The sequence below is a fragment of the Nocardioides sp. QY071 genome, from assembly GCF_029961765.1.
GTDB lineage: Bacteria > Actinomycetota > Actinomycetes > Propionibacteriales > Nocardioidaceae > Nocardioides.
Window position 1 is genome coordinate 2,842,574 of sequence record NZ_CP124681.1, and the last position, 12,443, is coordinate 2,855,016.

The window sequence follows — 12,443 nt, forward strand, 5'->3', positions numbered from 1 at the left end:
GCGTGGAGTCGCACCGCGAGGCGTGGGTACTGCTCGAGATCCTGGACGAGGGCCTGCCGAAGCCCGAGCCCCAGTGGTGGATCGAGATCGACGGCGTGCCGACCTACCGGCTCGACTTCGCCTACCCGTCCGCACGCGTGTGCGTCGAGTACGACGGTGAGGAGTTCCACGACCTGCTGGAGGAGCAGCGCGAGTACGACGACGAACGCCGCCGTTGGCTGCGCGAGCACGGCTGGACCGTGATCGTCGTCAAGCGCGGTGACTTCACCGGCACCGCCCGCACACGCTGGATCCGCCGGCTCGAGGCCGCGCTGGCGCCGTCGTACAACAACCGCCGTTGGACCAAATGGTGACTCGACCGGAGGGGCAACTCAACGAGGAGAAAGTGGCAACTCAACGGTGAGGATGGGGAAACTCAACCACCGATCGCGGACATGGGGCGGTCGGGCTGGAGGAACGTCGGGTCGTCGATGCCGTGGCCGGGGAGCTTGCCCCACATCGCCGTGCGCCACCGCGCGGCCAGCTCCTCGTCGCTCGCGCCGGCCCGCATGGCCAGGCGCAGGTCGGACTCGGAGCGGGCGAACAGGCAGTTGCGGACCTGGCCGTCGGCGGTGAGCCGGACCCGGTCGCAGTCGCCGCAGAACGGGCGGGTGACCGAGGCGATGACACCGACGGTCGCGGGGCCGTCGTCGACCAGGAACAGCTCGGCGGGGGCGCTCCCCCGCGGCTCGGACGCCGGCGAGAGCCGGAACGCGGAGGACAGCGAGGCGAGGATCTCGTCGGCGGTCACCATGGAGTCCCGGTCCCAGCCGTGCTGGGCGTCGAGGGGCATCTGCTCGATGAAGCGGAGCTGGTAGCCACGCTCGAGGCACCAGGCCAGCAGCTCGGGGGCCTGGTCGTCGTTGACGCCGCGCAGCAGCACCGCGTTGACCTTCACCGGCCCCAGGCCCGCGGCCTCGGCGGCGGCGAGGCCCTCGACCACGTCGGCGAACCGGTCGCGCCGGGTGATCTCGTGGAAGGTGTCGCTGCGGATCGTGTCGAGACTGACGTTGGCCCGGTCGAGGCCGGCGTCGGCCAGCGCCTGCGCCGTCTTCGCGAGGCCGAGGGCGTTGGTGGTGATCGACATCTCGACACCGGCGTCGAGGGCGCGCACCTGGCGCACGATGTCGACCAGGCCACGGCGTACCAGCGGCTCGCCGCCGGTGAACCGGACCTCGTCGACGCCGAGCTCCCTGACCGCGACGCCGATCAGCCGGACGACCTCGTCGTCGGTGAGCTGCTCGTCGGTCGGCATCCAGTCGAGGCCCTCGGGCGGCATGCAGTAGGTGCAGCGCAGGTTGCAGCGGTCGGTGAGCGAGACCCGCAGGTCCGTCGCGGTCCGTCCGTGCTGGTCGATGAGTGGCTGCACACCCCCAGTCTAGGCGGGGCCCCGGTTGGCTCCCGGCTGGTGCCGGGTCGCGCCGACCCGATGGCTACCGTTGTCCCGTGTTCTCCTGGCTGTCCTCGTGGCGATTCCTGCTCAGTCGCCGCTGGGTGCTGTTCTTCCTCGCGATCATCCTGGTGGGCTGGGCCACCTGGTGGCTCGGCGAGTGGCAGTTCGGGCGCCTCGACGACCGCAAGGAGCAGAACGCGATCGTGCGCGCCAACGAGGTGCGCGACCCGGCCGACGTCGCCGAGGTCCTCGCCCCCGGGCGCAAGGTCGCCGAGGAGGACGAGTGGCGCCTGGTCACCGCGACCGGGGAGTACGTGCGCGACGACACCGTCGTGGTCCGCTACCGCACCCGCAACGGCTACCCGGGGGTCGAGGTCGTGGTCCCCCTCGTCACCGCCGACGGTACGACGCTCCTGGTCGACCGCGGCTGGTTCGGCACCGACAACCCCGTGATCAAGGGCGCCGAGCTCCCCGCACCCCCGTCCGGCGAGGTCACCGTGACCGGCTGGGTCCGCGCCGACGGCACCGGCGGCAGCACCGCGGTCGACGACCACTCCACCCGCGCGATCGCCAGCGGCCCGATCGGCAGGGCCATCGACCGCACGGTCTTCACCGGCTTCGTCGCGCTCAAGTCCGAGGACCCGAAGCCCGCCAAGGAGCTCGCCGCCGTCGAGCTGCCCGACCTCGGCGAGGGACCGCACTTCTTCTACGGCCTGCAGTGGTGGTTCTTCGGCGTGCTCGCCGTCGGCGGCTTCGGCTACCTCGCCTGGGACGAGCGCAAGCTCGGGCCGCGCGGCGAGCGGGTCGGCACCAAGCGCCGCTCCGGCGGCCCGTTCTCCCGCAGGCCCCAGCCCCAGCCTCAGAGCGAGCGGAGCATCCCGCCGTCGACGGGCAGCATCACCCCGGAGACGTACGACGCCCCCGGCGACAGCACGAAGGCCGCCACCCGCCCGAACTCCTCGGGCCGGCCGTAGCGCCGCAGCGGGATCTGCTGCGAGGCGCGCTCACGAGAGGCGTCGGCGTCGCCGCTGGCGGCGTCCAGCTCGGCGACCCGCTCGGTCGCGAGCCGGCCCGGCAGCAGGCCGTTGACCCGGATGCCGCGCGGGCCGAGCTCGTCGGCGAGGGTCTTCGCGGCCATCGCCAGCCCCGGCCGCAGCCCGTTGGAGATGGCCAGGTCGAGGATCGGCTGGCGCACGCTGCTGGACAGCACGAACGCGATCGAGCCGCCCTCGCCGAGCACGGCCCCGACCTCGCGAGCCAGGCGGACCGCGCCGAGGAACACCGAGCCGAAGGAATCGGTCCACTGCTCGTCGCTCATCTGGGTGATCAGCCCGGCCGGCGGGCCGCCGACGCTGATCAGTACGCCGTCGATGCGGCCCCAGGCGTCGTGGGCGGCCGCGATCAGCCGGGTGGGCGTCCCCGGGTCGGCGTTGTCGGCGACGACGCCGAGCGCGCAGGTGGGCCCGCCCAGCGCCGCGACGGTCGCCTCCACGGAGTCGGCGTGCCGCCCCGAGACGACCACCCGGGCGCCGTCGGCGACCAGCGCCTCGGCCGTCGCGCGGCCCAGGCCGCGGGTACCACCGGTGACCAGGTAGACCCGGTCCGTCAGCTGCAGGTCCATCAGGAGCTCTCCATGGTCTCGATCGACTCGGCCACCCGCGACACCGGTACGACGTCGGGCGCACCCTTGCGTGCCGCGTCGGCCGTGTGGTCGTCGGGCTGCCGCTGGCTCTCGCGCTCCGCCTCCACCCGCTTGAGGTAGTGCTGCAGCTCGCGGGTGTGCTGGTCGGAGTCCCAGTGCAGGTGGCCCCGCACCAGGTCGGCGACGTACGGCGCCGCCGCGGCGCCCCGGTCGAAGGTCTCGAACGACACCCGCAGCCGCCGGGTCAGGATGTCGTCGAGGTGCCGGGCACCTTCGTGGGTGACGGCGTACACCGCCTCGGCCATCAGGTAGTCCTCGGCGCCCGGCAGCGGCTCGCCGAGGTCGGGCTCGGCGGCGATCAGGTCGAGGACCTCGAGGACCAGGGAGCCGTAGCGCTCCAGCAGGTGCTCGATCCGGTTGATCGCCAGCCCCGACTGGGTGGCCAGCGCCCGGCGCTGGTTCCACAGCGCCTGGTAGCCGTCGGCGCCGACGAGCGGCACCGTCTCGGTCACGCACTCCCCCGCCTTGCGGCCCAGCACCGTCTCCAGCCCGTGCACCGCCTCGTCGACCGCATCGGCGGCCATCACCCGGTACGTCGTGTACTTGCCTCCCGCGACCACCACCAGCCCCGGCACGCTGTGGGCGACCGCGTGCTCGCGGGAGAGCTTGGACGTCGCCTCCGACTCGCCGGCGAGGAGCGGGCGCAGGCCGGCGTACACGCCCTCGACGTCGTCGCGGGTCAGTGGCACCTCCAGCACCCGGTTGACGTGCTCGAGCAGGTAGTCGATGTCGCTGCTGCTGGCCGCCGGGTGGTCCTTGGACAGCTCCCAGTCGGTGTCGGTGGTGCCGATGATCCAGTGCCGCTTCCACGGGATCACGAAGAGCACGGACTTCTCGGTGCGCAGGATCAGGCCGCTCTCGCCGCGGATCCGGTCGCGCGGCACGACCAGGTGGATGCCCTTGCTGGCCCGCACCTTGAACTGTCCCCGCTCGCGCGCCATCGCCTGTGTCTCGTCGGTCCACACGCCGGTCGCGTTGATGACCTGGGAGGCACGGATCTCGAAGCGGTGGCCGGTCTCGAGGTCGACCACCTCCGCCCCGACGACCCGCTCGCTCTCCTTGACCAGCCCGATGACACGGGTGCGGGAGGCGACCGCGGCGCCGTACGTCGCGGCCGTGCGCGCCAGGAACATCGTGTGCCGGGCGTCGTCGACCTGCGCGTCGTAGTAGCGGATCGCGCCCACCAGCGCGTCCTTGCGCAGCGAGGGGAACGCCTTGCGCGCGCCGCGGCGGGTGAGGTGCTTGTGGACCGGCATCCCCTCGCCGTAGCCGCTGGCCTTGGACATCGCGTCGTACATCGCGACCCCGGTGCCGGCGTACCAGCGCTCCCAGCCCAGCCCGGTGAGCGGGTAGAGGAAGGGCACCGGGCGCACCAGGTGGGGGGCGAGGCGCTGCATCAGCAGGCCGCGCTCCTTGAGGGCCTCGGCGACCAGGCGGAAGTCGAGCATCTCCAGGTAGCGCAGGCCGCCGTGGACCAGCTTCGAGCTGCGGCTCGACGTACCGGACGCGAAGTCGCGGGCCTCGACCAGGCCGACGGACAGGCCCCGGGTGGCGGCGTCGAGCGCCGCACCGGAGCCGACGACACCGCCGCCGATGACCAGGACGTCGAGCTGCTGGCTCGCCAGCCGCTTCAGAGCCGCGGTGCGGGCGCGGGGCGAGAGGGCCGCGGGCTTCACCGGTCCGCCACCTCCACCCAGTCGAGCGTGCGTTGCACGGCCTTCTGCCACTGCGCGTAGCCGGCGTCACGGCGTTCGGAGTCCCACTGGGGCTCCCAGCGGGTGTCCTCGCGCCAGTTCTGCCGGAGCTCGTCGGTGTCGCGCCAGTAGCCGACCGAGAGGCCGGCTGCGTACGCCGCACCCAGGGCCGTCGTCTCGGGTACCACCGGCCGGGACACGGGTACGCCGAGCACGTCGGCCTGGATCTGCATGCACAGGCTGTTGAGGGTGACCCCGCCGTCCACCTTGAGCACCTCCAGCTCGACGCCGGAGTCGGCCGACATCGCCTCGATCACGTCGCGCGACTGGTAGCAGATCGCCTCCAGCGTGGCGCGCGCGACGTGGGCGTTGGTGTTGAACCGCGACAGTCCGACGATCGCGCCGCGGGCATCCGAGCGCCAGTACGGCGCGAACAGGCCTGAGAACGCTGGCACGAAGTAGACCCCGCCGTTGTCCTCGACCTGGCGGGCCAGCGACTCGGACTCGGCGGCGCCGCTGATGATGCCGAGCTGGTCGCGCAGCCACTGCACGGCCGACCCGGTGACGGCGATCGAGCCCTCCAGCGCGTACACGCAGGCCTCGGAACCGAGCTGGTAGGCCGGCGTGGTCAGCAGTCCGGACTTCGACCGCACGATCTCGGTGCCGGTGTTGAGCAGCATGAAGTTGCCCGTGCCGTAGGTGTTCTTGGCCTCGCCGGGCGCGAAGCAGACCTGCCCGACCGTCGCCGCCTGCTGGTCGCCGAGGATGCCCGTGATCGGCACCTCGCCACCGAAGGGGCCGTTGGCCCGTGTGACGCCGTACGGCGTGGTCGCCGACGACTCCCGGATCTCGGGCAGCATCGCGCGCGGGACCCCGAAGAAGCCGAGCAGCTCGTCGTCCCAGTCGAGGGTCTCGAGGTCCATCAGCATGGTGCGGCCGGCGTTGGTGACGTCGGTGACGTGCACGCCGCCGTCGGGGCCGCCCGTGAGGTTCCACAGCACCCAGGTGTCCGGCGTGCCGAACAGGGCGTCGCCGCGCTCCGCCGCCTCCCGCGCGCCGGGCACGTTCTCGAGGATCCACTGCAGCTTGCCGCCGGAGAAGTACGTCGCCGGGGGCAGCCCGGCGCGGTGCCGGATCACGTCGCCACGACCGTCGCGGTCCAGGGCGGCGGCGATCGCGTCGGTGCGGGTGTCCTGCCACACGATCGCGCTGGACAGCGGGCGTCCGGTGCGGCGGTCCCACACGATCGTGGTCTCGCGCTGGTTGGTGATGCCGACGGCGGCCAGGTCCTCGGCGCCCAGCCGTGCCTTCGCGAGCGCGGTCTGGACGACCGCGGAGGCCCGCTCCCAGATCTCGATCGGGTTGTGCTCGACCCAGCCGGCCCGCGGCAGGATCTGGGAGTGCTCGAGCTGGTGGCGGACGACCTCGGTGCCGGCGTGGTCGAACACCATGAACCGGGTGCTCGTCGTGCCCTGGTCGATCGCCCCCACAAAGCTCGCCATGGGGCAACTCTGGCACATCGCCCTTGACCTCAAGTGAACTTCAGGTTCGACGATGGTGGCTCGACCCACCGAGCAAGGGAGTTCCCATGACCCACGTCGCACTGGTCACCGGCGGCAGCCGGGGCCTCGGCCGGGCGCTGGCCGACAGTCTCGTCGCGGTCGGCTGGCACGTGATCACCGACGGACGCGACGCCGACGCGCTGGCGACCGCGGCCCGCCCCTGGGCCGGCAGCGCCACGGCGATCCCCGGCGACCTGACCGACGCTGCACACCGGGACCGGCTGGTCGCGGCCGTGCGCTCCCGCGGACGGCTCGACCTGCTGGTCCACAACGCCGGGGTCCTCGGGCCGGCGTCCGGGACCACCCGGCGGCGCGCGCTCGCCGAGGTCGGGCCGGAGGACCTGCAGCACGTCTGGCGGCACAACGTCGGCGCGCCGATCGTGGTCACCGGCCTCCTCGTCGGCGAGCTCGCCGCCTCGCGCGGCACGTTGCTGTCGATCTCCTCGGACGCCGCACTGGAGCACTACGAGGGATGGGGCCTGTACGGCGCCTCCAAGGCCGCGCTGGACCACCTCACGATGACCTTCGCCGCCGAGAACCCGGAGATCCGTGCCTACGCGGTCGATCCCGGCGACATGCGCACCCGGATGCACCAGGAGTGGTTCCCCGGCGAGGACATCTCCGACCGGCCGCTGCCGGAGACCGTCGTCCCCCACCTGCTGGCGCTCCTCGAGCAGCGGCCGCCGTCCGGCCGGTACCGGGCCGCCGACATCACGGTGCCCGTCGCGGCAGGGGGCTGAGCCGTGCGCCTACTCGACGAGAGCCCTGCCGTCCGGTTCGAGGCTCCGCGCACGACGTACGCCGGCGCCCCGGCCGAGCGTCGCGGCCTCGCCCGTGACGGGGTCCGCCTGCTCGTCGCCGACGGCGCCACCGGCGTCACGCACACGCGCTTCGACCGCATCGGCGACCACCTGTCCGCCGGCGACCTGCTCGTGGTCAACGACTCGGCCACGGTCGCCGGCGCCCTGGACGGCCGCTCCGAGCGGCACGGGGACGTCGTGGTCCATCTCGCGATGCCGCTCGACGACGACACCTGGGTGGTGGAGGTGCGTCGGGCGCCCGACGCCGACCGCAGCATCCTCGACGCCCAGGCGGGCGACACGATCAGCATCGCCGCTGGGAGGACCGTCCTCCGGCTGCAGGAGCCGTACCCGCCGGCCGGGTCCTCGCCGACCGGCGTCGGCAACCGGCTGTGGCGGGCCGTGCCGACCGGTGCCCCGCTGGCGCGCACCGCCCACCGCTACGGGCGCGCGATCGCGTATGGCTACCTGGACGACCGCTACCCGCTCTCCGACTACCAGACCGTCTTCGCGCGAGTGCCGGGCAGCGCCGAGATGGCCTCCGCCGCGCGGCCCTTCACCGCCGACCTGGTGACCCGGCTGGTCGCCCGTGGAGTCCTGCTCGCCCCGGTGACCCTGCACACCGGCCTGTCCTCGCAGGAGGCCGGGGAGTCGCCCCAGGCCGAGCGGTTCGTCGTACCCGCGGCCACGGCGGACCTGGTCAACCTGGTCCGCTCGCGCGGGCGCCGGGTCGTCGCCGTCGGCACCTCCGCGACACGGGCGCTGGAGTCGGCCGTGGTCGCCGGCTCGCCGACGACCGTGGCCGCGACGGCAGGCTGGACGACCCGGGTGGTCACGCCCGGCCGGCCGCCGGCAGTCGTCGACGGCCTGGTCACCGGCTGGCACGACCCGGGCGCCTCCCACCTGCTGCTGGTCGAGGCCGTCGCGGGGGCCGCTCTTGCCCAGCAGGCCTACGCCGCCGCCACCCACGGCGGCTACCTGTGGCACGAGTTCGGCGACTCCTGCCTGCTGCTGCCCGCCCGCCCCTGATCCGCAGGCTCAGGGGCGTCTGGGGGTGTTTCCTGATGATGGCGCGCGGCTGCATCGGGCAAGGTGGTGTCATGACGGCCGACACCCCTCTCGCCTCCCCGGCCGCGGTCGCGGCTCGTGCGATCGACCTCCACAAGCGCTACGGCTCGGGTGACTCCGAGGTGCGCGCGCTCGACGGGGTCTCCCTCGACATCGGCGCCCATGAGTTCACCGCGATCATGGGGCCCTCCGGCTCGGGCAAGTCGACGCTGATGCACTGCCTGGCCGCCCTCGACACCCCCACCTCCGGCGAGGTCCAGATCGGCGATGTCACCCTGTCCCGGTTGCGTGACAAGGCCCTCACCGCGCTGCGCCGCGAGAAGGTCGGCTTCGTCTTCCAGGCCTTCAACCTGGTGCCCACCCTCACCGCGCGCGAGAACATCCTGCTCCCCCTCAGCCTGGCCGGCCGCAAGCCGGACCAGGACTGGTTCGACACGGTCGTCGACACGATCGGGCTGCGCGACCGCCTCGGACACCGGCCCTCCCAGATGTCCGGTGGCCAGCAGCAGCGGGTCGCCTGCGCGCGGGCGCTGGTCAGCAAGCCGGCGATCGTGTTCGCCGACGAGCCGACCGGCAACCTCGACAGCACCTCGGGAGCGGAGGTGCTCGGCTTCCTGCGCCGCAGCGTCGACGAGTTCGACCAGACGATCGTGATGGTCACCCACGACCCGGTCGCGGCGTCGTACTGCGACCGCGTCGTGTTCCTCGCCGACGGCCGGGTCGTCGACGAGCTCCGCGAGCCCGACCGCGAGGCGATCCTGGAGAAGATGACGTGCTTCGCCTGACCCTGCGCAACCTGTTCGCCCGCAAGGTGCGGCTCGTGATGAGCGGGCTCTCGATCATCCTCGGCGTGGCGTTCCTGTCCGGCGTGCTGGTGTTCAGCAACGGGCTCTCGACGACCTTCGACGGGATCATCCACGGCTCGACACCCGACGGCGTCGTCCGGGCGGCCGACACGGCGTCCTTCGACGGCGGGGTCTCCGGTCAGACCCTCAAGGCCCTCACGCCCGACGACGTGGCCCGGCTGAAGGCGCTGCCGCAGGTCGCGCGGGCCGACGGCGACGTCGCCGGGTTCGGCATGAGCCTGCTCGCCAGCGACGGCACCCTCGTCGGGGGCACCGGTGCCCCGACGCTCGCGTTCAACCACACCGACGGCCCCAACATGGACGGGGAGCGAGCGCTGCTGCTCACCTCCGGTCGCTGGCCGGGCGGGCCGGGCGAGATCGTGCTCGACGAGGCCGCCGCGAAGGCGGGCGACTACGAGGTCGGCGACCAGGTCAAGCTGCTCGCACCGTTCGGGACCCTGGAGCGCACCGCCGAGCTGGTCGGCACAGCGGAGTTCAACGGCGGCGGTACTGCGGGCGCGACCCTGCTGGTCTTCACGACCCAGGAGGCGCAGGCGCTGTTCCTGGGCGGCAAGGACGTCTACAACCAGATCAGCCTCACCGCGGCCGCCGGGGTGTCGCAGGAGCAGCTCGCGGCCGCGGCCTCGGCGGTGCTGCCCGACGGCTTCGAGGCGGTCACCGGTGACAAGGTGGCCGAGGAGTCGCAGGACGCGGTCGGCTCGTTCCTCGGCATCATCAGCACCTTCCTGCTGGTGTTCGCGATCATCGCCGTGATCGTGGGCGGCTTCATCATCGTCAACACCTTCTCGATCCTCGTGGCCCAGCGCACTCGCGAGCTCGCCCTGCTCCGTGCGCTCGGTGCCGGCCGGGGCCAGGTCACCCGCTCGGTGCTGCTGGAGGCGTTCGTGCTGGCCGTGGTGGCCACGACCGCCGGCATCGCGCTCGGTCTCCTGCTCGCCCGAGGCCTGGCCGCCATGTTCCGCTCCCTCGGTCTCGACATCGCCGGCGCTGCGCTCGACCTCACCCCGCGCGCGGTGGTCACCAGCTATGTTGTCGGCGTCGGCGTGACGATGGCGGCGGCCTACCTGCCCGCCCGGCGCGGCGCGAAGGTGGCGCCCGTGGCGGCGATGCGGGCCGACGCCGTGCCGGAGCGGGGATCGCTGCGTCGTCGCACCCTCATCGGTGTGGTGCTGCTCGTGATCGGCGCCGGCTTCGCGGCGGTCGGCGTCGCCGGCGCTCCCGGCTCGGACGCCGCATGGATCGGCGTGGGCGCGGTGATCTGGATCCTCACCGTCGCCGCGATCAGCCCGGTCGTCGGCAAGCCGGTGCTCGCCCTGTGCCGTTCGCTGTTCGGCGCGGTCTTCGGCACCACCGGACGCCTCGCCGGCGAGAACGCGCTGCGCGACCCGCGCCGTACCGGTGCCACCGCGTCCGCCCTCATGATCGGCCTGGCCCTCGTCTCCACCATCGGCGTCCTCGCCGCCTCGCTCAACGCGTCGGTCGACGACGTGGTCGACGAGCAGTTCACCGCCGACCTGCTGGTGCAGAACTCGAACTTCCTGCCGTTCTCCACGACGATCGGCGACGAGGTCGCGAAGGTGCCGGGCGTCGCCGTCGTCAGCCGCCAGCAGTGGACGGCGGCTCACGTGGCCTCGGGACCACGCGACGGCGAGACGGTGAGCGTGGCCGGCAACGACGCGGAGTTCGCGCGGATCTACCACCAGGACGTGGTCTCCGGCGTCGCGTCGCCCACCGGCGCCGAGGCAGTGCTCTTCCGCTCGCTGGCCCGCTCGCTCGGCCTGAAGGTCGGCGACCGGCTCGACCTCGGCTTCCAGGGCGGGACCACGCTGCACCTGAAGGTCGCGGGCATCGTCGAGTCCGCCGACACCACCTCCGAGGTCACGGTCCCGCTCGACCAACTGGTGGCGGCCGGCGTGCTGCGGCAGGACTCGACCCTCAGCGTCCTCATCGAGCCCGGCGCCGACAAGGCGAAGGTCCGCGACGCCGTCGACGCCGCCGCGGCCTCGGCCCCGATCGTCGGCGTCTTCGACAAGGAGGGCTTCGCCGACCAGATCCGCGACCAGGTCAACCAGCTGCTCTACATCATCTACGGGCTGCTGACCCTGGCCATCGTGATCGCCGTCATCGGCATCATCAACACCCTCGGCCTCAGCGTCATCGAGCGCACCCGCGAGATCGGCCTGCTCCGTGCGGTCGGCATGAGCCGCGCCAAGCTGCGCCGGATGATCACCCTGGAGTCGGTCGCCATCGCCGTCCTCGGCGCCGTGCTCGGCATGGCCCTCGGCCTGTTGATCGGCATCCTGCTCCAGCGTTCGCTCTCCGAGGACCTCAGCAGCCTCGGCCTGCCCCTCGGCCAGCTGCTCGGGTTCCTCGTCGTGGCGATCGTGGTGGGCGTGCTGGCTGCCGTCATCCCCGCCGTCCGGGCGAGCCGGCTGGACGTGCTGGACGCGATCGCGAGTGAGTGATCAGGCCGGCGAGTTGTTGCGGTTTGGTCCCAAACCGCAGCAATTCGGCCCTTTGACCTGCGGTTCCTGCCCAATCGAGGAGCCAGAGGCGGACGTACGGAGACCTGCTCGCCTCGCTGGAGTAGCGGAGCTCGCCGTCAGTCGCTGGAGTCCCGGAAGTGCCGAACGATTCGGACGGCGCTGTTCGCCAGAGCGTCGACCTCCGCGTCGAGGTCGTCCGACCGGCGCAGCCCCAATGCCATCTCGAGTGTCTCTGCATCGACGTACGCCTCGCGGAGAAGCGCGGCGAAGACGTCGGCATCCGGATCCACGAGCCCCAGCACCGCCGCGAGAGTGGCGATGTCGGCGTAGTCGCGTTCGCGCATCGCCACCATCTTCATCGCCAGCAAGTGCTCGGGCGGGGCGTAGTCGATCGACAGGCCGGGCGACTTCGGCACCGACGTCGACCTGCGCGGCGGAACCCACGGCGCAGCTCCCGGGTTGAGCCAGCGCGGGGGCAGTCCATGGAGGTGGGCAATCGCCGCTGCCTCGTCGTACACGGCGGCGTCCGTGGCGATGGCATCGACGTCGACCGTCACCCGGCGCTCCACGACGGTCAGGGCGATAGCAGCTCCGCCGACGACATAGATGCCGGCGGCGATCCCTCTCTCGGCGAGGCGTTCGTCGAGCTCAGCCAGCAGCCTCTCGAGCTGCTCACGGCCGAGCTCGACGAGCGCGCTCATTGGTGCACCATCCCTTCGGTAGCGGTGATGGATGGTGCGGGATGAGGCTTCCTGACGAACCGCCGGCCGGTGGCTGACCGCCCAGCGCGCTTGTCCCTCGAGGACCAGCGTGAGATCTGCGGCAGCCGCCGG

11 protein-coding genes are annotated in these 12,443 nt (G+C 72.4%); 6 read left to right on the forward strand and 5 right to left on the reverse strand.

Features of this window, described 5'->3' with window-relative positions; genetic code table 11:
- The first annotated feature begins 2 nt into the window (after nucleotides 1-2).
- Complete coding sequence (locus QI633_RS13725) at nucleotides 3-353, forward strand: DUF559 domain-containing protein (RefSeq protein WP_282426096.1); 351 nt, start codon at nucleotides 3-5, stop codon at nucleotides 351-353.
- 62 nt (nucleotides 354-415) lie between these two features.
- Here QI633_RS13725 and moaA read toward each other — a convergent pair whose 3' ends face one another.
- Nucleotides 416-1,408: a GTP 3',8-cyclase MoaA gene (gene moaA / locus QI633_RS13730; protein ID WP_282426097.1), complete on the reverse strand. Its 993-nt coding sequence runs from the start codon at nucleotides 1,406-1,408 to the stop codon at nucleotides 416-418.
- A 77-nt stretch (nucleotides 1,409-1,485) separates the two neighbouring features.
- Here moaA and QI633_RS13735 point away from each other — a divergent pair, with 77 nt between their 5' ends.
- Nucleotides 1,486-2,406, forward strand: a complete 921-nt coding sequence (locus QI633_RS13735; RefSeq protein WP_282426098.1) for an SURF1 family protein — start codon at nucleotides 1,486-1,488, stop codon at nucleotides 2,404-2,406.
- Here QI633_RS13735 and QI633_RS13740 read toward each other — a convergent pair.
- From QI633_RS13740 to glpK, 3 genes are read right to left on the reverse strand one after another with little or no spacing between them, the layout of a single operon-like run.
- On the reverse strand, nucleotides 2,292-3,053 hold the full coding sequence (locus QI633_RS13740; RefSeq protein WP_282426099.1) for an SDR family oxidoreductase: 762 nt from the start codon (nucleotides 3,051-3,053) through the stop codon (nucleotides 2,292-2,294). The two genes, QI633_RS13735 and QI633_RS13740, sit on opposite strands and share 115 nt — an antisense overlap.
- Nucleotides 3,053-4,810 (reverse strand): glycerol-3-phosphate dehydrogenase/oxidase, encoded by a 1,758-nt coding sequence (locus QI633_RS13745; protein WP_282426100.1) that lies wholly within the window; start codon nucleotides 4,808-4,810, stop codon nucleotides 3,053-3,055. The genes QI633_RS13740 and QI633_RS13745 overlap by 1 nt, the downstream gene beginning before the upstream one ends.
- Nucleotides 4,807-6,330 (reverse strand): glycerol kinase GlpK, encoded by a 1,524-nt coding sequence (gene glpK / locus QI633_RS13750; protein ID WP_282426101.1) that lies wholly within the window; start codon nucleotides 6,328-6,330, stop codon nucleotides 4,807-4,809. Before glpK ends, QI633_RS13745 begins: the two co-directional genes overlap by 4 nt.
- Before the next feature lie 86 nt (nucleotides 6,331-6,416).
- On the opposite strand from glpK, the gene QI633_RS13755 reads away from it, so the two are divergent.
- The 4 genes from QI633_RS13755 to QI633_RS13770 all read left to right on the forward strand — a co-directional run bounded on the left by QI633_RS13755 (nucleotide 6,417) and on the right by QI633_RS13770 (nucleotide 11,589).
- Entirely contained in the window at nucleotides 6,417-7,130 is a 714-nt protein-coding gene (locus QI633_RS13755) for an SDR family oxidoreductase (protein WP_282426102.1), read from the forward strand.
- Between the two features lie 3 nt (nucleotides 7,131-7,133).
- A complete protein-coding gene (locus QI633_RS13760) occupies nucleotides 7,134-8,219 on the forward strand; it encodes an S-adenosylmethionine:tRNA ribosyltransferase-isomerase (RefSeq protein WP_141798673.1) in 1,086 nt (361 codons plus the stop codon).
- A gap of 71 nt (nucleotides 8,220-8,290) precedes the next feature.
- A complete protein-coding gene (locus QI633_RS13765; protein WP_141798672.1) occupies nucleotides 8,291-9,043 on the forward strand; it encodes an ABC transporter ATP-binding protein in 753 nt (250 codons plus the stop codon).
- Nucleotides 9,031-11,589, forward strand: a complete 2,559-nt coding sequence (locus QI633_RS13770) for an FtsX-like permease family protein (protein ID WP_282426103.1) — start codon at nucleotides 9,031-9,033, stop codon at nucleotides 11,587-11,589. Before QI633_RS13765 ends, QI633_RS13770 begins: the two co-directional genes overlap by 13 nt.
- A gap of 137 nt (nucleotides 11,590-11,726) precedes the next feature.
- On the opposite strand, the gene QI633_RS13775 is transcribed toward QI633_RS13770, so the two are convergent.
- Entirely contained in the window at nucleotides 11,727-12,311 is a 585-nt protein-coding gene (locus tag QI633_RS13775) for a DUF6036 family nucleotidyltransferase (protein ID WP_282426104.1), read from the reverse strand.
- Nucleotides 12,312-12,443: the final 132 nt, after the last annotated feature.

Bases quoted from the DNA above. Each gene is read 5' to 3' on its own strand.
- QI633_RS13740 (WP_282426099.1), bottom strand. From the start codon at position 3,053: ATGGACCTGCAGCTGACGGACCGGGTCTACCTGGTCACCGGTGGTACC.
- glpK (WP_282426101.1), bottom strand. From the start codon at position 6,330: ATGGCGAGCTTTGTGGGGGCGATCGACCAGGGCACGACGAGCACCCGG.
- QI633_RS13755 (WP_282426102.1), top strand. From the start codon at position 6,417: ATGACCCACGTCGCACTGGTCACCGGCGGCAGCCGGGGCCTCGGCCGG.
- QI633_RS13765 (WP_141798672.1), top strand. From the start codon at position 8,291: ATGACGGCCGACACCCCTCTCGCCTCCCCGGCCGCGGTCGCGGCTCGT.
- QI633_RS13775 (WP_282426104.1), bottom strand. From the start codon at position 12,311: ATGAGCGCGCTCGTCGAGCTCGGCCGTGAGCAGCTCGAGAGGCTGCTG.